The sequence below is a fragment of the uncultured Caldilinea sp. genome (assembly GCF_937128415.1).
In the GTDB taxonomy this organism is placed as follows: Bacteria; Chloroflexota; Anaerolineae; order Caldilineales; family Caldilineaceae; genus Caldilinea.
In genome coordinates, this window is the sequence record NZ_CAKZMJ010000024.1 from 7501 (window position 1) to 27500 (window position 20000).

General features: G+C 62.1%; 17 protein-coding genes (2 of these 17 only partly in view). 10 read left to right on the forward strand and 7 right to left on the reverse strand.

The genetic code is table 11. The features are described 5' to 3' along the window. From ftcD to Q0367_RS02920, 9 genes are all read left to right on the forward strand, one after another. Positions 1-70, forward strand: partial view of a glutamate formimidoyltransferase gene (ftcD, locus tag Q0367_RS02880; protein ID WP_297634971.1) — the 3' end only. 833 nt of this gene lie to the left of the window's left edge; 70 of the gene's 903 nt are visible here — the last part of the coding sequence; the start codon falls outside the window, past its left edge; it ends in the stop codon at positions 68-70. Between the two features lie 38 nt (positions 71-108). Then, positions 109-1155 carry a glycosyltransferase family 2 protein gene (locus Q0367_RS02885; RefSeq protein ID WP_297634967.1) on the forward strand — a complete coding sequence of 349 codons (1047 nt, stop codon included), beginning with the start codon at positions 109-111 and terminating at the stop codon, positions 1153-1155. Beyond that, positions 1156-2622 carry an undecaprenyl-phosphate glucose phosphotransferase gene (locus Q0367_RS02890; RefSeq protein ID WP_297634963.1) on the forward strand — a complete coding sequence of 489 codons (1467 nt, stop codon included), beginning with the start codon at positions 1156-1158 and terminating at the stop codon, positions 2620-2622. A 14-nt stretch (positions 2623-2636) separates the two neighbouring features. Next, positions 2637-3686 (forward strand): heat-inducible transcriptional repressor HrcA, encoded by a 1050-nt coding sequence (gene hrcA / locus Q0367_RS02895; RefSeq protein ID WP_297634960.1) that lies wholly within the window; start codon positions 2637-2639, stop codon positions 3684-3686. A 300-nt stretch (positions 3687-3986) separates the two neighbouring features. Next, positions 3987-4469 (forward strand): nucleotide exchange factor GrpE, encoded by a 483-nt coding sequence (locus tag Q0367_RS02900; RefSeq protein WP_297634957.1) that lies wholly within the window; start codon positions 3987-3989, stop codon positions 4467-4469. 69 nt (positions 4470-4538) lie between these two features. Next, on the forward strand, positions 4539-5564 hold the full coding sequence (locus tag Q0367_RS02905; protein WP_297634954.1) for a GNAT family N-acetyltransferase: 1026 nt from the start codon (positions 4539-4541) through the stop codon (positions 5562-5564). 57 nt (positions 5565-5621) lie between these two features. Continuing rightward, positions 5622-6995 (forward strand): exonuclease SbcCD subunit D, encoded by a 1374-nt coding sequence (locus Q0367_RS02910; protein ID WP_298980857.1) that lies wholly within the window; start codon positions 5622-5624, stop codon positions 6993-6995. A 53-nt stretch (positions 6996-7048) separates the two neighbouring features. Next, a complete protein-coding gene (locus tag Q0367_RS02915) occupies positions 7049-9763 on the forward strand; it encodes an SMC family ATPase (RefSeq protein ID WP_298980858.1) in 2715 nt (904 codons plus the stop codon). Next, positions 9726-11411: a hybrid sensor histidine kinase/response regulator gene (locus Q0367_RS02920; protein ID WP_298980859.1), complete on the forward strand. Its 1686-nt coding sequence runs from the start codon at positions 9726-9728 to the stop codon at positions 11409-11411. Before Q0367_RS02915 ends, Q0367_RS02920 begins: the two co-directional genes overlap by 38 nt. Here Q0367_RS02920 and Q0367_RS02925 read toward each other — a convergent pair. The 5 genes from Q0367_RS02925 to Q0367_RS02945 form a co-directional block, all read right to left on the reverse strand. Continuing rightward, entirely contained in the window at positions 11408-12187 is a 780-nt protein-coding gene (locus tag Q0367_RS02925) for a glycosyltransferase family 2 protein (protein ID WP_298980860.1), read from the reverse strand. The two genes, Q0367_RS02920 and Q0367_RS02925, sit on opposite strands and share 4 nt — an antisense overlap. A gap of 127 nt (positions 12188-12314) precedes the next feature. After that, positions 12315-13427, reverse strand: a complete 1113-nt coding sequence (locus Q0367_RS02930) for a glycosyltransferase family 2 protein (RefSeq protein ID WP_298980861.1) — start codon at positions 13425-13427, stop codon at positions 12315-12317. Beyond that, positions 13424-14743, reverse strand: coding sequence for a hypothetical protein (locus tag Q0367_RS02935; protein WP_297634931.1), 1320 nt, complete (start codon positions 14741-14743; stop codon positions 13424-13426). The genes Q0367_RS02930 and Q0367_RS02935 overlap by 4 nt, the downstream gene beginning before the upstream one ends. Before the next feature lie 129 nt (positions 14744-14872). After that, positions 14873-16864 carry a glycosyltransferase family 39 protein gene (locus Q0367_RS02940; RefSeq protein WP_298980864.1) on the reverse strand — a complete coding sequence of 664 codons (1992 nt, stop codon included), beginning with the start codon at positions 16862-16864 and terminating at the stop codon, positions 14873-14875. Positions 16865-16867: 3 nt separating this feature from the next. Next, a complete protein-coding gene (locus Q0367_RS02945) occupies positions 16868-17899 on the reverse strand; it encodes a lysylphosphatidylglycerol synthase transmembrane domain-containing protein (RefSeq protein WP_298980866.1) in 1032 nt (343 codons plus the stop codon). Positions 17900-18024: 125 nt separating this feature from the next. Here Q0367_RS02945 and Q0367_RS02950 point away from each other — a divergent pair, with 125 nt between their 5' ends. Further along, positions 18025-18996 carry an acyltransferase gene (locus tag Q0367_RS02950; protein WP_298980868.1) on the forward strand — a complete coding sequence of 324 codons (972 nt, stop codon included), beginning with the start codon at positions 18025-18027 and terminating at the stop codon, positions 18994-18996. A 12-nt stretch (positions 18997-19008) separates the two neighbouring features. Here Q0367_RS02950 and Q0367_RS02955 read toward each other — a convergent pair whose 3' ends face one another. After that, a complete protein-coding gene (locus Q0367_RS02955; protein WP_298980870.1) occupies positions 19009-19383 on the reverse strand; it encodes a response regulator in 375 nt (124 codons plus the stop codon). 161 nt (positions 19384-19544) lie between these two features. Then, positions 19545-20000: the 3' end of a citramalate synthase gene (gene cimA, locus Q0367_RS02960; RefSeq protein ID WP_297634916.1), read on the reverse strand. 1209 nt of this gene lie beyond the right edge of the window; 456 of the gene's 1665 nt are visible here — the last part of the coding sequence; its start codon lies beyond the right edge, outside the window — the gene reads right to left on this strand; it ends in the stop codon at positions 19545-19547.

Sequence of the window (20000 nt, forward strand, 5' to 3'; positions counted from 1 at the left end):
GGAGCCGACGACGATTGAACGCACCATTGAGGCTGCGATGCGTCGCGCCAAAGGCGGCCAATCGATCTGACTCAATTTCGGCCTGAAATGAGCCGTGCTACAATGGAGATGACGCGTTTGCAAACGGTGGTGCAATCAGAGGAATTTGGGGCGAAATCGTCCATGCCTGCTGCGTCGGATCGCTCGATTCAATCGTCGGCGGACCTGGCGATTGTGATTTTGAATTACAACACGGCGACCTTGCTGCGCGATTGCCTGCGCTCAATCCAGACCAGTCAGCATGAACTCCGTGTGGAGGTGATCGTCGTGGACAACGCCAGCAGCGACGAGAGCGTCGCCATGGTGCGCAGCGAGTTTCCCGACGTCCGGTTGATGGTCAATCCTGCCAATATCGGCTACAGCGCCGGCAACAACGTTGCCTTGCGCGCGCTGGGCTTCGATCCACAAAATCCGTCGCCCCCGCAAGCCCTGCCGCGCTACGTGCTTCTTCTGAATCCAGACACGATCTTGTCCCCGACGACATTGGCGAAAATGGTGCGATTCATGGACGATCACCCTACGATCGGCGTCGCCGGGCCGCGCGTGCGTCGCCCGGATGGCAGCCTGGATCGCGCCTGTCGCCGCAGTTTTCCCACCCCACAGGTCAGCTTCTATCGGATGACAGGCCTGAGCCGACTCTTCCCGAAGAGTCGGCGCTTCAACGCCTACAATCTGGAATACCTGCCAGAAGACAGCGTGCACCCCGTCGATTCGGTCGTCGGCGCCTACATGCAGGTGCGCCGCGAGGCGATCCTGCAGGCGGGGCTGTTGGATGAGCGCTTTTTTATGTACGGCGAAGACCTGGATTGGGCCAAGCGCATCAAGGATGCCGGCTGGGAGATTTGGTATAATGGTGAGGTGGAAATCACGCACGTGAAGGAAGCGGCCAGCAGCCAAAGCAGCAAGTCGCGCATCGACTTTTACGAGGCGATGTGGCTTTTTTACCAGAAGCACTATCGACGGGAAACCAACTGGGCGCTGGATAAGGCGATCCTGCTCGGAATCGTGGGCAAAGGGGCATTGGATGTAGGGCGACATCTCTGGCGCTTTTGCACCAGAGATCGGCGTCTCGAGGATGCGTCGTCGATGCAGCGAGTCAATGTGGACGGCAGGTAGATGCAACAGAGCATTTCGGATCGAACTACGCCAACCGAATACGTTGTGCGACGGTCAAGCCGGCCCGGCGTGCTGAAGCGCGCACAGTTTTTCTTCATGGCGACGCTGGCGGTGGTGGACCTCGCCAGCATCTGGCTGGGGTTCTGGTCCGCCTATTGGTTGCTCAAGCGCAATCCCGAATTCATCATCGGCGAATTCGGAGAGTTTTTGCTGTTGCCCGGCGTCTACATGGGGGTCATGAGCCTTATCTACTTTAGCCAGCGCATGTATCAGCGACGTCGGCCGGTGACCCATCTGGACGAGTTTTTTAAGGTCGTCACCTACAACCTGCTGACCATGTTGTTCACCGTGGCGCTTTTGACGCTCTTTGCGCGCGATTTTCAGTACCATCGCGCCTTTGTCTTGCTTGGCGCCGGGCTGACCATGGTCTATGACACCGTCGGCCGCGTCATTCATGCGCAACTGCAGTGGTGGGCGCAGGCGCGCGGCATCGGCGACGATCGCGTGCTCCTGATCGGCGCCGGCGAGGTGGGGCAGATGCTCCTCCAAAAGATCAAGATGCATCCCAAGCTGGGCTATCAGGTCGTGGGCGTCGTCGACGCCGGCAAAGGGGAGCGCGCGTTGCAGGGTTTGGACGCCCCGCTGCTGGGTTCGCTCGCCGATGTGCCGACGCTGATCGACCGCTACGCCATCGACGAGGTGATCATCGGCCTGCCGGAGAGCAGCCATCAGGACCTCGTCAACATCATCAGCCTGTGCGAGCGCGAGAAGGTGGGCATTCGCGTCTTCCCAGACGTATTCCAGATCATGGCCAGCGAAGTCACGATCGGCGACCTGGGCGGCCTGCCGCTGTTGACGATCCGCGACGTGGCGCTGCAAGGTTGGAAATTGACCGTCAAGCGCGGGATGGATATCGTGCTCAGCGCCATTGGGCTGGTGTTGCTCAGCCCCTTCATGCTTTTGATCGCGCTGCTGATCAAGCTGGACAGCCCCGGCCCCGTCTTCTACACGCAGGAGCGCATGGGGTTGGACGCCAAGCCGTTCAAGATCATCAAGTTCCGGTCGATGCGTCAGGACGCCGAAAGCGACGGCCCCGGCTGGACGACGCCCGACGACCCGCGCAAGACCAAGCTGGGCGCTTTCATGCGGCGCTTCAACATCGATGAATTGCCGCAGCTCATCAACGTCTTGATCGGCGAGATGAGCCTGGTCGGCCCGCGGCCAGAGCGCCCCGTCTATGTCGAGCAGTTCCGGCAGATCATTCCTCGCTACATGGATCGCCATCGCGAGAAGGCCGGCCTGACCGGCTGGGCGCAGGTCAACGGGCTGCGAGGAGACACGTCGATCGTCGAACGCACGAAGTACGATCTCTGGTACATCGAAAATTGGTCGATCGGCCTCGACATCATGATTTTGTTGCGCACTGTGTTGCAGACGATCTTCGGCACCAACCGGAACGCATATTGAGCAGATAGGAAACCATGCCAGAAGACCAACTATCCATCGATTCACTTTCCGAGCGCCAACGGCAGGTGCTGCGGATTGTCATTCAAGAATTCGTACAGACCGCCCAGCCGGTGGGCAGCGCAGGCATCGTGGGGCGCTACGATCTCGGCGTCAGCCCCGCCACGATTCGCAACGATCTGGCGGCGCTGGAGCGCATGGGGCTGCTCACCCATCCACACACGAGCGCAGGCCGCATTCCCACAGATCTGGGCTACCGGTTTTTTGTCCACTACCTCCTGTCCAATCTGGAGCTGCCTCCGGAGGAACAGGAGACGATTCGGCTTCAGTTTCGCCAGGCGCCGGCCGAACTGGACCAGTGGCTGCGCACCAGCACGGCGGTTCTGGCGCGCGCCTCCCAAAGCGCAGCGGTGGCGACGCCTCCGCGTGTGGCGCGCTGCACCTTCAAACACATGGAACTGGTTCACATCCAGGGCACCAAAGTCTTGCTGGTGCTGGTCTCGCAAGAGGGGGCGGTCAAGCAACAGATTTTGGACCTCGACCAGCCGATGGAGCAGCATGAACTGAGCCGGATCAGCAACGAGCTGAACGACCAGCTCGGTGGCCTGGACAGCGTCGGCGTCGCCGCGCGCATGGCGTCGCTGACGCCCTTTGCGCAACAGGTGGCCGAGGTCGCCCTGGAAGCCATGCGACGCATCGAGCAGACCGATGGCGCGCTCTTTTTCCGCGATGGCCTGGCGGAGGTGCTCAGCGCCCCGGAATTCGCCGAGCGCGAGAGCGCGCGACGCATCGTGCGCGTCCTCGAAGACCCTGGCCTGATCGAGCAAATCGCCGAAGATCTGCCGGACAGCGGCAACGTTTACGTCCTCATTTCAGGTGATGGGCGGTATGCAGAATTGCGTGACGTGAGCGTCGTGCTTTCACGCTACGGCGCCAGCGATCGAGTTTCTGGCCTGCTCGGCGTCATTGGGCCGGTGCGCATGCGCTACGGTCGAACGATCGGCGTGGTCCGCTTTGTTTCGTGCATTATGAGTGAAAAGCTTGAAGAAATCTACGGGGGCGATTAAAATTAGAATTGGTATGGAACAAAATTTCGCAATGACGATTGTCTTCCCGTTTCCTGGAAGATAGCGGCGAAGAGTCCGCATAGACTCAAAAATCTGCAGGAGACGCTTATGCGTTTCCGAACAACAATAATTTGACAGGAGGTGCCAGAGAGAATTATGACCGAGAAACACACAGAGGAAATGCAATCGACCGGAATCGGACCAAATGCGGAGAGCGCTCCAACTGAATTGGTAGAGGAAGTTGCAAGCGCCCTTTCCGAACCAGCGAGCGAAGAGGCCGCTCCGGCGCCGGAAGTCGATGTGAACGCTCTGTTGGAAACTGTCGCTCGCCTGGAGGCGGAGCTGGCGGAGGCGCGGCAGCAATGCGCCGACATCACCGAAAAATCACAGCGTCTGGCGGCGGAATTCCAGAACAGTCGCCGACGCCAGGAGCGTCAGCTCGCCGAAGAGATGGAGCGCACCAGCGCCCATATCATTCGGCGACTGTTGCCGGTGTTGGACGACTTCGACCTGGCGTTGGCGCACGCCCCTGAGGGCGATGAAACGTGGGAGGCCTGGGTGGAAGGCGTGCGTCAAATCCGGCGCAAGTTCTACGCAGTGCTCGAAGAAGAGGGGCTGGCGCCCATCCCGACCGACGGCGCCTTCGATCCGATGCTTCACGAAGCGATCTCCAGCGCGCCGAGCGAGACTGTGGAGAGCGGCCACATTCTTGAAACGTTGCGCGCCGGTTATACGCTCAAGGGGCGCGTCTTGCGTCCGGCGCTGGTGCGCGTGGCCATGTAGCCTTGCCCTACAGGCGTCGGTCGATAGTCTAAGCGCTTCGATCGGCTTAACTAGTTTTCATAAATTTTTATGGCCGTCATTCCCGTTCCCGGTTACCAGTACGATCAGCGACTGGAGACCGGGATTCGACCCTTCGACATCAGCCGAGATCTGCGCGCCGTCGCCGAGCTGATCTCCATCTCCTTTGCGAACGAGTTGGACGATCGCGGGACGGCGGCGCTGCGCGAGATGCGCGCCATGAGCCATTTCGGAGGCCTGCTCGGGACGCTCAGCCGCGGCGCCGGTGAATGGAATGACATGCTGAACGGTTTTGTCTGGGTCGAACAGGGACACGTGGTCGGCAACATCACGGTGCAGCGCGCCGACAAATACGCCACGCGCTGGCAGATTGCCAACGTCGCCGTCTCTCCTGCATTTCGAGGGCGCGGCATCTCGCGGCGTTTGATGGAGGCGGCGCTCAATTATGCGACGCGCGCGGGCGGCCTGTGGGCTGTGCTCCAGGTGTATGAATCGAACCAGATTGCCCGCCATCTGTACGAAAGCTTTGGCTTTGAGCCTGTAGGCGGGATGGTGGAGCTGCGTGCGCCGCATGCGCCGCTGGTCGGCGAGCAGCCCATTCATCCCTGGCTCAAGCCGTTTTCCGCCTCCGAATGGCAGCCGCTGTACGAGCTGGTCAATCATCAGCTCGGCGCGCAGGCGCAGTGGTGGCGCTCCATTCGGCGCAGTGATTTCCAAGCTCGCTTCGAGGAGCAGCTCAGCGAATGGTTCTGGCGCACGTTGGGACGCAACGTTCTGTATCGCCGCGCCATTCGCAATTCGTCTCGGTTTGAAGCTGCGCTTCTGCTCAATGCGCGCAGGTGGCGCGGGGAGCATGTGCTCCATCTCTGGACGCGGCCTGAGCAGTACGGCGTTTTCGATCGTCTCCTGATCGACTGGGCGCTCTGGCGTTTACAGGAATATCCGCGCTGGCCGATTCGCATCAACCTCAGCACCGAGCATCGCAGCGCCATCGATTATTTGCATCTGCGCGGATTCGTGCCTGTCCGCACCTTGATCACCATGCGCAAACGATTGACAGAGGACGCAACGGCTTGAAATGAAACGATGTAGCGGTCTTCCTGACAACCCCCGGGCAGTGGAGGCGGAGCATCTATGAAAACGCGCTTTCTTCATTGCGCTGATATTCACCTCGGCTATCTTCAGTATGGCCTGAAAGAACGTTTCAACGACTTCGCCGCCGCCTTCAACGCTGTCATCGACAAGGCGATCGGCGAATATTCCCCACGCCGCGATGGGCGGCGCATTGCGTTCGACGAAGACCTGCAAGGGCCGGTCGATTTTGTCATCCTGGCCGGCGATCTCTTTCACAAACGATCCATCGATGCGCTCACGCTCAACCAGGCGATGCGAGGGTTGCGCCGTCTGCGCGACAAAGGCATTCCGTGCATTGCCGTGGAGGGCAATCACGAACGCGCCTATTACGACGACGTCATTGGGTGGATGAAATTTCTTGCCTTGCAAGATTTGATCATCCTGCTCGACGCTGAAGTGGAGCCGCACGGCTTTATCTTGAAACCATGGGATGCGAAACGACGGCAGGGAGCCTACTACGAGCCCAAACCGGGCGTGCGCATCTATGGTATGCGCTATTTTGGCGCCGGCACCGGCGCGGCGCTCAAGGCCTACGCCGAGGCCCTGGCCGCGACGCCGAAGGAAGGCGTCGAGTACAGCATCTTTGTCACCCACGCCGGCGTCGAAGGTCAGCTTGACGATAAGGCCGGCGGCGTCAGCTTTCGTCAGTGGTCGCCGCTGCGTCCGCACATCGACTATGTGGCGTTAGGCCACTTCCATAAGCCGTTTCAATTAGAGGACTGGATATACAATCCGGGCAGCCCTGAAGCTTGTTCGAGCGCGGAGGCAATGTGGAATCCACGCGGCTACTGGTGGGTCGAAGTGGACACGGTGCGGCGCAACGCCGGCGGCCCGCCCCATGAGGTGAAGCTCGGCAACCCTCCGCGTCGCGCCTTTCGTCGCTACAGCTACAAAACCGACCACGCCCGCTCCCCGGAAGACCTGATGGGCCAATTGGAAGCGTTCGTCGAACGCAAAGCGCTGGAGCTGACGTCCGAACTCGCCGAAAAGCGAGACGAGATTGGCCCGCCCGTGATTGAGCTGTATCTGACCGGCGTGCTGCCGTTCGACCGTCGCGCGCTGGATGTGACCGCCATTGAGGCGCTGGTGCGGAAAGCGTTTCGACCGCTTGCCTTGCAGGTGAAGAGTCTCGTGCAGAGCGCCGAGCAGCCGCTCGATGCGGGGCAACCCCTGCCGCGCGGCGAACTGGAAAGGCAGGTGCTTGCCGGCCTGTTTCGCCGCGATGTGCGCTACGCGGCCAACGCAGATCGATGGGCGCAGGCTGCACTGGCGCTCAAACAGCTCTCCTTGAGCAACGCGTCGGCGGATGCAATTCTGGAAGAGCTTAGCGGGCTTCTGCGCCAGCTCGATGGCGCAGAACAAGAAATCACCTGAGAGGGTCCACAGGCGCATTGTCAAAACGCGTCGTTTGTGGGAAGATTGCCTGCATGTTGATCGTCGCATTGGAATTGGAAAACGTAAAGAGCTACGAGCGCGCCCGCATCACTTTCACCGAAGGCGTCAACGCCATTGTCGGCCATAACGGCGCCGGCAAAAGCACGATCATCGAGGCGATCGGCTACGCCCTCTTCGACGCACTCCCCTATACTGTGAAGGAATTTGTGCGCGAGGGCGCCACCACAGGCTCCATTGCAGTCCTCTTCCGCAGCGATTACGATGAACGACTCTACCGGGTCGAACGGCGTTTTGGCGGGGGCAACGCGTACTTTGTCTACGATGAGGAATTGAAGCTGAAGATCTGCGACGGCAAGGCCGATGTGCTTGCATTTGTGCGCCGTCATACGCTCGCCGATCCTTCTGTGGACCTGACGCGGCTCTTCAACGATGCGTTGGGCGTGGCGCAAGGGACGCTGACGGCGGCCTTTCTGGAAACTCCCGCCAAGCGCAAACCGATCTTCGATGCGCTGCTGCAGGTGGACGATTACAGCACAGCCTTTGAGCGTCTGCGCGAGCCGGTGCGACGCCTGGAGGAGCGACTGGCCGAAACGGAGCGCGAGTTGGCCATCCTCGCCACCCGCCTCGAGGAGCTCCCCGCACTGGAACAGAAGACGGCGCAGCGCAGCCATGAAATTGCGGAGGCGGAGAAGACGCGCCTGTCGCTCGAAGAGCGGCTCCAAAAGCTTCAGGAGCAGCGCAGCTTGTTGGAGGCGCAAAAAGCGGTCATCGACGCCCGCAGCGCAGATGTGAACCGCCAGGAAGAGGCTGTGCGCAATCTGGTTGCGCAGCGCGCCCGCGCCGAGCAAGCCTGCAAAGAGTCGGAGCAGGCTGCAGCCGTCGTCGCCGCCCATCAGGCGGGGTATGAGGCGCACCTCGCCGCGCAACAAGAGCGCGCAGCGCTGCAACGCAAGGTGAATGAACGGCAGGCGCTTCTGGAAAAGAAGGCGCAGCTCGACAGACGGCTTGCGCTGGCGGATGCGCGCTGTCAACAATTGGAGCGCGAGCTGGCGGAAGTCGCCCAGGCTGAAGCGATTGTGCTCGAGTTGTCCGACGCCGTGCAACAACAAGAGGCGTTGGACAGGCAGATAGCGGCGTTGGAGCGCATTCAACTGCAGGCGGCGGAGCTGGAACGCAGGCTCGAGGAAGCGCAGGCAAAGCGCGCCAGGCTGCTGGAACGTCGAGACGCCATCGCCGCCGGCCTTGCCCGCGCCTGCGCTCTAGAGGCGGAAGGGCAGACGATTGCCCAGCAGTTGACGGAGAAGTCCGCTGCGCTCGAGCAGATGCGCGCACAGCTGGCTGTGTGGAGTGCAGAGGTCGCCAACCTTCGCCAGCAGAGTGCGGCGCTGGAAAATGTCGAGGCAGCTCTGTGTCCCGTTTGCGAACAGCCGCTCACTCCGGAGCGCCGTCGCGATCTGTTGACGCGCAACGGAGTGCAGATCGATGGACTGGAGGGCGAGATTGCCAGATTGCAGGAACGCCTCGCCGAACAGGAGCGCGAGGTTGCGGCGCTGGAAAGGGAGCGCACTCGCCTTCAACAGGCATGGGCCAAGCTCCCGCGCGCGGCTGAGCTGGAGAGCATCGAGGAGGATTTGACCGCCGCTGCACGCGATCTGAGCGAGCTGACCGTCGCACGTGAGCAGATGGCGAAAGAAGTTGCCGGCCTTGGACCGTTGCGCGAGGCGCTGGCTGCATTGGGCGACCCGCGAGGCCGCAGCGCCGTCGCCGCAGCGCGTGCGGCGCAGCGACCGACGTTGGAAGAGCAGCTTGCAACTGCGCAACGCCAGCGGCTGGACGCCCAGGCGGAGGCGAATGCGCTCGAGGCTGCGCTTGCCGAGGTCGGCGATCTGGACGCGGCGCTGCGCGCCAATGCAGAAGCGCTCAGCCAGCACCAGGCGGCCTACGAGGCGGTCCTGCTTCATCGTCAGGCTGCAGAACGGCTGGCGCAGCGCATCCAGGAGCTGCAAGAGACCGAGACGGCGCTGGCCAAGGCGGAGGCCGAGCTGATCGCCTGTCGCAAAGCTTTGCAAGAAGCCTGCGCGGCGTTTGACCAATCTCGCTATGAGCAGTTAGTATTGGCAGATCGTGGACTCCGCGAAGAACTGGGGAAATTGATCGCCACGATCGACCTGTTGCGAACGGCGCAGGCGAACGACGAGGCGCGGCTGACGGTGCTGCGACAGGCGCAAGCAGAGCACGGGGCGCTTGAAACCAGGCGCAATCGCCTGCTTCGGGAAAAAGAAGCGCTGGAGAACATCCGTGCGGCGATCAAACAGGCGGGGCCATTTGTCACGGAAGCGATCGTGCGTCAGGTCAGCGAAGCAGCGGCGACCATTTTTGGCGAGCTGATGGAAGACCACAGCCGTGTGCTGACGTGGGGAACGGACTACGGCGTCAGGCTGATGACCAACGGCATGGAACGCAACTTCCGACAGCTCTCCGGCGGCGAGCAGATGAGCGCCGCCCTTGCGGTTCGATTGGCGTTGGTGCGTGAAATGAGCAATCTCAACATCGCCTTTTTCGACGAGCCGACCGCTAACCTCGACAGCGCACGCCGCGAGGCGCTCGCCCAGCAGATCATGACCGTCCGCGGCTTCAACCAGCTTTTCGTCATCAGCCATGATGACACATTCGAGCAAGCAACGCAGAACTTAATCAGGGTTAAACGTCATGGCGATACCACCTTCGTTGAAGACGCTCACGCATGAATCGACCCAGGAAAGCCGCCCTCGTCTGCTCTGTATTGAGGGCGATGCGACGCTGGCGCACCTGTTCAAACAGCGCATGGAGCAGGAGGGCTTTGTCGTCGACCTCGCCCTGAATGGGTTAGATGGAATGGCTCTTTTGGAGCAGCGCCCGTATGACCTGGTCGTCCTGGATTACACGTCGCCGGAATTAAACGGGCTGCAAATCTTGCGCCGGTTGGCCGCCAATGAGCTGCGTCCACCGGCCATTATGGTGGCTGCGGAGGACGACGCCGCCGTGGTGATCGACGCGATGCGCCTGGGCGTCGCCGATTTCGTCATCAAAAGCGAAGACGCCAGCCATATTCAGCTGCTTCCCGCCATCATCGAGCGCGTGTTGAGCCAGCATCGCCGCTTCACCGAACGCGAAGCTATCGTCGAGGATCTGTATGGTCAGAACCGCAAACTGGCCCTGCTCAATCGGGCGACGCAGATTTTCACCTCAACTCTGGACGAAGAACAGATTGCGTTGCAGCTGGTGAAAAGCATCTGTGAATTCACCGACGCCGAGGGCAGCTCCGTCTGGCTGCTGACGCAGGGAAAGGGCGGGGAGGAATTGCTGGAATGCGTCGCCATCTTCGCCAATGGCGAATACATCAAGCCGCGGCACGTCCCGTTGGCGCCTGGAGAGGGGATCGCCGGCTGGGCGTTCGCCCATCGAGAGACGGTCATCGTCAATGATGTGATGCGCGACTGGCGGTTTTCGGCGGCCAGCGACGACAAGCTCAAGTTTCAGACGCGCACGTTGTTGGCTGCGCCGATGCGCGCGCCGGAGCGCGTGGTGGGCGTCCTGGAGCTGGTCAACAAACGCAACGGCGTGTTTACGGACATCGACCAGACGTTGAGCGAAACGCTGGCGGCGTCGGCGGCGATCGCCATCGAAAACGCCCGTTATTTCCAGCATCTCAATCGTCAGGCGGAGGAGCTGCGTCTGCGCAACGAAGAGCTGGACGCCTTTGCGCACACTGTGGCGCATGACCTCAAGACGCCGTTGTCGGTGATCGCCGGCTACGCAGACATGCTGCGCGAAAATTTTGAGTTTCTGCACCCCGAAGAAGCCGATCTCTATCTGAAACAGATCGTCGACAACAGCATGCGCATGAACCACATCATCGATTCGCTGCTCCTGCTGGCCGGCGTGCGCGGTGCGACCAATGTCGAGATCGAGCCGGTGGACATGGGCATGATCGTGCAAGAGGCGTTGAGCCGCATCGAGTTTATGAGCACGGCGCGCGGCGCCGTCATTCATCTGCCCGATCAGTGGCCTGCTGCGCTGGGATATGGCCCCTGGCTGGAAGAGGTTTGGTACAACTACGTCGTCAATGCGTTGAAATACGGCGGCGACCCTCCGGTGCTGAGATTAGGCTATGACTTCCCTGAACCGAACAAGGTGCGTTTCTGGGTGGCCGACAATGGGCCGGGCGTTCCGGAGGATTCCACGTTCCTTTTCAAGCCCATGTTGCGCATGCAGACGAGCGAACGGCGCAAAGGCTATGGGCTGGGGCTATCCATTGTAAAACGCATCATTGAAAAGCTGAACGGCGAGGTGGGCGCCGAAAGCCTTCCCGAAGGGGGAAGCCGCTTCTACTTCACCCTGCCGGCGGTTGTCTAGTCGGTGGGTTCCGGCTGCGGATGCCGCAGTAAGATGACATAAGGCATCCACCCATAGTACCATGCCAACCAGAAGGCGATGCGCACCCCTTGCCAGCCGTCACGCCATCCCGACAACGTGACGAAGCGTCGCCAGAACTCGCGCAGCGGCTGTAGAACAAAGTTGTGAGGGCGAGGACGAATTCCTCGCATCGCCAGAATGCGCGCCTCATAGGCGGCGTAAGATCGCTGCTTGCGGTGAAACTGCTCCCAGGAAAGATAGTTGAAGTGAATCAGCGGGTGACGCAGATGAGCGTCGCGTCCGGCCAACTCGACGATCTCGTGCACCTGGCGATCCGGCGCGTAGCGCGCCGCCCCGCGGCGCAAGAGCCGCAGCTGGTAGTCGGGGAAAAAGCCGCCCCCGCGCATCTCATGGCCGACGATCAGGTTGCGACGAGGAACCCAGTAGCCGACAGGCGCTTCGGAGGAGTGCGCAGACTCCTCAAGAGCTTGCGCAATCTCGGCGGCGAGCGCCGGCGTGACTCGCTCATCTGCGTCCACGAAGAAGATCCACTCGGCGTCGATGGCGTCAAGCGCGGCCTGTCGTTGCGCCGCGTAGTTGTCAAAGGGGCGCTGCACCACCAGCGCGCCGGCGGCGAGCGCGCGCGCTGGCGTGTCGTCTGTGCTGCCTGAATCCCAGACCACTACGACGTCTGCGCATTCGCGCAGCGAGGCGATGCACGCTTCGATGTTGTGGGCTTCATTGTAGGTCAGGATCACTGCAGCCAACTGCGTCATCTCGGCTCATGCTCGCATGCTCAATGCAGGACAAAGGTACGCGTTCCCTTCTCACCCTCTCCCAGCACTGGGAGAGGGGCTAGGGTGAGGACCTGCAGCTGGAAGCCGCACCCACCGTCACTTTCCATCAGATATCGTCGCTCCTTGAAGAGCCTTGCATGGGCGACGCAGCGCTGCGGGAAATTGCCTCCAGCGCAGCCAGCGCCTTCGCCAGCTCCACGCCGTCCAGCTCTCCGGCCGCGAAGCGAGCTTCAAGGCGCCTCGCCTCTCCGGCCATGCGGGCGCGCACCAGCAGACGGATCGCCGTCAGCGCGCCGGGTGGGAAGTCCTCGCGATATTTTGCATAGAAACGAAAGCGGCTGCGCCACAGCTGAACCTGAGCGTCCCAACGTCGCTGGCGACTGCTCTGCGCTTCATGGTGGATCACCCGTGCGCCGGGCAACGCGTAAACGCTCCAGCCGCTGCGCCAGAAACGCCGACACCAGTCCATCTCTTCGCAGTACATCCAATACCCTTCATCCAGGCCGCCGACCGCATCGATGGCCGCGCCGCGCACCATCATGGCGGCGCCCAGCACGAAATCGACGGGAAAGGGTTCCCCACGACTCCACCAGGCGGCCGGATAGCGTCCGTTCAGGCGGCTGTTGAGCAAACGATGACCGCCGGGGACGCCGAGCGGCGGAAAGAGGTCGAACAGCACCTGGAGGACGCCGGGGAACCGGAAGGCGCTGTGTTGAAACGAACCGTCGCCGTAGCGCAGCTCCGCGCCGCACGCCGCGGCGTGCGGCGTCTGCTCCAGAAAGTTCACCAGCCTGGGCAGCGCATCGTCGATCACCTCGGCGTCTGGGTTGAGCAGCAGCACATAGTCGGGGCGGGCGTTCGCTGGCGCGACGTCGCGCTCTGGGGCGTTGACGGGATGGGCGGCGGGCGCTCGCCGTTGGATGGGATGCGCCGTTGGCAGCGCAACCGCTGTGGAAAAGCCGAGTTCGCGCAAGGCGAGGTTGTTGGCGCGCGTGAAGCCGAGATTTTCCCGGCTGGCGAGCAGGCGCACCTGCGGAAACTCACTCGCCGTCATCTCGGCGCTGCCGTCGCAGCTGGCGTTGTCAACGACGATGACTTGAAGATCGAACGAATCGACGCCGTAAACGGCGGCCTGCGTCAGGCTGCACAGGCTCCGACGCAGGAGGTCGCGCACGTTGTAGGAAACGACGATCGCGGCCAGCTGAACCCGGCGCTTCACGGCACACCCAATTGCACAGTAATGCGGTCGATGTTGTTGTTGACGACGGCGACGCCCTGATGGATCAATCCACCCCACCAGAAACGGGTGCCGACGGGCAGCCTCTCATCGAGCACGATGCAGCCGCTCACCTCGCCGCGCTTGCCGGGCGGCAGATACCACTGCTCGACGCCGTCGATCAGGCGCATTTCGAGGTCTTCCTGGCGCCCGATCGCCCAGCGGTAGGGAAAATCCACGCCCGTGGTGTCGAAGTTGATCCCGAAGCGCCAGGCGCCGTCCTGTTGCAGCCAGCTTGGCTCATCGTGCGCGATCGCCAGCGTGTTGTAATTTTCGCCGAAGCGGTACTCCTGCCCTGGCCAGGGGCCGCTGGTGCGGATAGGCACGGTGCTTTCGTTCTCCACGTAGGCTTTGAAGCAAAGCTTATCGCCCAGGGTGAGCAATACGACGCGGTTGCTCTCGCCCTGCCAGTCGATCTCGCCGCCGACGACGTCTGCACGCGGCTTGCCGCCCTCTTCGATGGTCAACGTGCGCACGACGCGCACTGCATTGCCGGCGGCGTCGCGCGCCTCGCCGACCAGCTCGTAGAGGCCATCCGGCGGCGGCTCGGCGTTGAGATCGACGCCGCCGTCGTAGCTGTACGAGTGATAGCCTCGCTCCGTCGGTTTGACCAGGCCGGGCGATTCGGCGATGAAGTAGCGCAGGTCGGGCCTCTCCGGATCGCGCAGGAAGAGCACGATCGAGGCCACGTCCTTGGTGAGATAGTAGCCGATGGAGACGCGGTCGTCGAGCAGGCCGTCTTGATTGGGGCGGAAGACATCGGGCACGACGGTGAAATTTTGCAGCTCCGGCAGCTCGGTGTCGCTGTCGCGCAGCGTGATTTGACCGGAGACCGCCTCGACGTTGCCGTTTTCCTCTTTCGCCTCGACCACCCAACGGTACACGCCGTCCGGCAGCACGCGGCTGAGAATCTCCACCGGCCCGTAGCCGAAGTCCACCGTCTCCGGGATGTCAACGACGCCGCCCCACAGCACGCTGTAGTTTCCAGGGGAGCGCCGCCGACTTTCGCGGAAGTAGAAGCGTTCGCCCTCTTCATTCTCAAAATAGATGCTGACGTCTGCGGTTCGCCGCAGCGTGTATACGATCTCCGTGGCGTCGTCCTGTCCGTCGGCGTTGGGAGAAATCTCGCTCTTGGAGAATGCAACGTTCGTCAGCAAAGGCCCTGCACGCAATTCGAGTTGACCACAGGCGCTCAAAGCAACGAAGGTGATGCCCAGGGTCAGGGCAAGAAATGCAAATTTGGCGACCTTCCAGAACACTGTGACTCCTTTTTATCTTTTTCGCCAGTTTACCGCACGTCTCGGCTCGCCGCCAAGCCCACCCCGCTGCAAACCGATCGATTTCACCGGCATAATTTCCGGGGAGAGGCGTCGGCGGCGTCGACTGCTTTATTCGATGGTGACCTCGACCGGCCCCAGTTCGACCTCAGTGCGTCCGTCGGCAAGCGGCAGAGGCGAAGCAGTCGGATCGTTCATGTCGAAAACGCGCAGCGTGAATCGATAGGCGCCGGGCGTCGGTTCGGCTGCGCCCAGCCAGGTGCGCGCCGGCACGTGCGACATAACGATCTCGCCGGAGCGCCAACGCGCAAAGGGGTAGGTGTAGCCGGCGAGGCGGCGCTCCGGCGTCGTCGCCACGGGAACGCCTGCGGCGGTCGTCGTGGCGAGCGTCATGTGCAGGTCTGGCGCCGGCTCTCCTGCGGGGAGCAGCCTTTCCCAGAAAAGCAGCAGATCGCCGTTGTCCATCGCCTTGTAGCCGCGCAGGAGCACCTGATTGCCGAAAACGAGATCGACGGCGACATCGATGGGCGGCTCCACGACGAAACGATGCTCTCGGAAGCCGGTGAAGCGGCGCAGGCCCAGGCCATGAAACGTCGCAGACTGTCCTTTTTCCCGGCCGCTCAGTTCGAGCTGCACCGGCACGACGTCGTTGGGATCGACGACCTCCGCCTGCCATGTCACCAGCCACGCGCCGCGCAGGCCGCTCCCCTCGGCGAAGGCGCGGCGGAGCGCTGCGCCGGTGGTGGGAAAGTCGAGCACGGCGTCTACGTCAAGGATGTCGAGGGCCGGCAGCCGCACCACAGGCAGATCGGGCGCATAGTACTCCCACACCGGCCAGGCGTGGCCGCTCACCAGAAGGACGGTTTCATCTTCCGCCAGGCGAGGACGCAAGAATTCGGCGAGCTGGCGCCATTGATCTTTGCTGAAGGCCGGATTGAAAAACCAACCGGCGGCGCCGTAAACAAAGCCGAGAAGCAGCAGAAGCGTCGACGCTCGACGCAAGGTTGACCATGGCGTCCAGGCGGGGGTGTTTCCCGACAGGCTGAAGCCGCCCGCCCAAATTAGGAGCAGCCCGGGCAGCGCCTCCATGACGTAGCGCGCGTTGAACTTGGGAATGGTCATCGCCAACGTCAACACGGCGATCACCGGCGTCAACAGCCAGCAGCCGGCGTAGAGGAGCAGCCGACGCCCCTGGTCGACTCTGCGCCAGAGCCGACCGACGGCGATGGCCGTCAACGCCGCATAGCCGCCAAGCAGCCAGAGCGCAGTCTGTTCAAAGACCGTTTCCCCGCTGGTGAAAGCGACGGCGACTTTTGCGATCGCCTCCTGCAGCTTGAGCGCTCCTTCCCAGTAGCTGCGATCGTTGCGCAGTTGACCGAAGAGTGCGCCCAGCCAGGGCGCGTACAGCAGCAAAATCGCCGCGCCGGCGAGCGCAAGCGCCCGCAGCTTCTTCACCGCCGGACGCCGCGTCTCGCGCACAAGCACATCGACGGTGAAGGCGAGCGCCAGGCCGACGAGGAGAAAGACGGCAAAATAATGTGTGTAAACGGCGGCGGCCCCGACCAGGACAAATGCAATCCATCCGTATAAGGAAGACGCTGACGCAGTGGCCAGGCGCACAAGCAAATAGCCCGCCAGAACGCCCAACGCCGTGAGCTGCGCGTACATGCGCGCTTCCTGGCCGTAGTAGATGAGCAGCGGATGCAGCGCGGTCAGCAGCGCAGCCAGCGCCGCCGCCGATCTGGAGGCGCTCAGGCGCAGGGTCAGCGCCGCCATCAGCGCTGTGGTCAGCGTGACCCACCATGCGGAAGGAAAGCGCAAAGACCACTCGCTCCAGCCCGCCAGCGCCCCCCATCCCGCTGCGATGTAATAGTAGAGCGGCGGTTGGATGTCGCCGGCGGTCCATTGCGTCAACGCAAGGGGGCCTTGCCGGGCAAGAAAGGCCGTCACTCCCTCGTCGTACCAGAGGCTCTGAAAGTCCAGACGAAACGTGGTCAGGCCGAAAGCGATCAGGATCGCGGCGAGCAGCCGCGCACGATGAGATGAAAGCGAGACTATCGCAGTTGTCTTCGTATGGGCCCCGGCCATGAATGCAGCCGTCATCTCCTACGTTGTTTTCCGGTGCAGCGCATTGTTCTCCCTCGGCGACTCCGATCGGACGGGCGATGGTTCTTCCATGGGAAGGCGCCTGTCTGCCCCATCCGAGGCGCGATCGGGAAAAAGTGCGCTGACGCCTGCTGCAACCACTTCCCCGAACGTCGTCCAGATGCGCATCGCCAGCGCCAGCACCGTGGCGCCGCCTCCGCCCAGGAGAGGCGTCAACAGCACGTAAAGCGCACCTTCGCGTACGCCCAGCCCGCTCGGCGTCAGAAAGCTCAGGAAGCCGATCGCATACGCCACCGGATAGAGTGGGAGCAGATGCAGCATGGCAAACTCGTTTCCTCCCGATGCAGCCGCGCCGATGCCGAAGGCGAGCGCATAGAACGCCGCTCCCCAGAGCAACCAGTCGAACGCGCCGAGCGCAAACAAGAAAAACAGCGCCGCCCGCGACAGGTGGATGGGAAGGCGCGGTCGCCCGATGCGATGCAGCCCCCAGTTGATCCCTTCCAGCAGCCAGCGCGGCCGGACCAGAAAAACGATGGCCGGCGCCAACCCCAGCGCGACCAGCACAGGCGTCGCTTCGTAGAATACGTCGGTCAGCGTCCCCCAGTTCCCCGTCAGCGGGAAATATGCGGCGGCGATCGGCCCCACGGCGAAGATCGTGATGACTTGATAGAGCAGAATGCTGGTCAACGTCGCCTCGATCTGCACCCCGCGCCGCGCCGCAAGATAGGTGAGCGACATGGGCTGCCAGATGTTGCCGGGGATGTAGCGCACGATGGCGCTGAGAAACCAGATGCGCAGCGCCGCCCAATACGGCAGGCGCCCTCCAACCGCATCCAGCATGCGCAGCCATAAAAGAACTTCGACCGCCCACGCTGCGATCATAAACCCTGCAGAGAGCGCCAGCCAGTGCGGGTCGATGCGCCACGCATAGCCCTGCAATTCCTCCCATTGCGCATGCAGGAGCAGGCCGATGAAGATCAAAGCCAGCGCCACAAAAAAAGGCTGCAGTCGGCGCAAAATACGCATCAGCATAAGTCTTGCAGCGTATCACGCAAAGGCGAAAATGGGAAATTGAGCGGCCAGGCGGCGGGAATGAACGGCGCCCCAATGCGCAGGTCGCTTTGGGAAATGTTGCGCAACCGACATACAATGTCGCCATGACGATGCGCACGCTCCTCTTCGGGCTGATCTTTTTTCTACCGCCGGCTTTGAAGCCGTGGCTGCTGCGACGGTTCTGCCGCGCGCGCATCGGCAAGCGGGTTTCCATCGGTTGGTTCGCCAGCGTGATGGCGCGCGAGATCGAGCTAGGCGACTATGCGGCGGTGCGCGCATTCACCCTGATCCGGTTGGACGGAAAATTGCGGCTCGGGCGTCAGAGCGAGATTTCCAACTTTTGCCTCATCTATGGCGCCTCTGACCTCGAAATCGGCGACCAGTGCTACATCGGCCCACAGTGTCTGATCAACTGCGACGAGCCGGTGCGGATGGGCTATTATTCGGCGTTGGGGCCGCGCACGATGGTCTTCACCCACGGCTCTTTTCTGCCGTTCACGCAGGGGTATTGGGTTAAGCTGGCCGGCGTCACCATCGGCGACTATGTCTGGTGCGCGGCGGGCGTCTTTTTGCACCCAGGCGTTGAGATCGGCGACGAGACCTTTGTCAACTCGCGCGCGGTGGTCACGCAGTCGATTCCGGCCGGCTCCGTTGTCGAAGGCAATCCTGCTCGCGTGATTCAACCAATGGAGGCCGTGCGTCGCAAGATGTCCCCGCGCCGCGTCGATGCGGCTCTGCAACAGGTGCTCAAGGACTTTGCGCGCGTGACGCTGGAGCGAGAATGGGGGCTTGCCGACGTTGAGCGCGCGCCGAATCGGCTGGCGTTCTGCTGGAAAGGGCGGCGCTATGCCGTCGTGTTAGCGCCATCCTCCACTCCGCCGGACGCCCTCCCCTCTGCGGCGGGTGATGAAACTGTGGTGTATCTGGCCAATGCGCCGCACTCTACGCCGCCTGCAGGCGCCCTGTGGCTTGACGCCGCCACGCTCTCGGCGATGGCGTCGGACGATCCCGTCTATAAGGCGTTGCGCATCTTCATGCAACGCTATTATGGAATGCGATTCACCCTACGAGGATGAGCAAAGGCGGGATTACGCTTCGTTGCTCGACGCAGGCGAGGTCAGCAGCTCCTGAAGCCGTCTATGAAGTTCATAGATGCTGTAGGGCTTCTGGATGTACTCGAACGCGCTGCCTTTCGGAAAATGTCGCAGTGCGTCTTCGACGTCATGGCCGCTGGTGACGAGCACGCGCAGGTCTGGCTTAATTTTTCGCATCTGCGCATAGGCGGCTGCTCCGTTCATGCCGGGCATCGTGAGATCGAGGAGGACGCAGTCAATCTGTTCTCCCTGCGCCCTGACCACCTGCACCGCTTCCTCCCCGTTCGCCGCCAGCAAAACGCGGTACCCAAAAGCGTCCAGCACGTCTGAGCACGCCTGTCGCAGCGTATCTTCGTCTTCGACGATCAATATGGTGTAACCCCTTGTTTCCGGCGACATGAGTGATGACAATGGCGACGGATGGTCCTGACGGCCAGGCGCCGAGACAGAGGGCTGGAAGAAAGTCGTTGTCTGTTGCGCAGTGCGTTCTGCGCAACAGACAACGCTCGAGGCGCAATTGGGCTCCCGGTTTAGTCGTCTCCGGCCACCATCTCCGGCAATGTGATCTCCACTTGATGGCGTTCAGCGTCCGTAAGAATAAAATACTCCACTGAATCGGAAAGCGCAATCCAGCTCGCCTCGATGATGTTCGTGGAGGCGCCCACCGTGGTCCATTGACGCTCGCCGTCGGTGAAGTCGATAAGCACGCGCGTCATGGCTGCGGTGCCGCTTTCGCTGTCGAGGATGCGCACTTTGTAGTCGGTGAGGTGCATGTTGCTCAGTCGCGGATAGAAGGGCAGGATGGCTTTGCGCAGCGCCCGGTTGAGCGCGTTGACCGGGCCGTTGCCCTCGGCGACTTCATGGAAAATGCGGTCGCCCACGCGCACCTTGACCGTCGCCTCCGCAAACATGCCGCGACCGGCGCGATGCTCGACGGTGGCGGTGTAGTCGATCAGCTCAAAGGGAGGCTGATAACCCGGACGCGC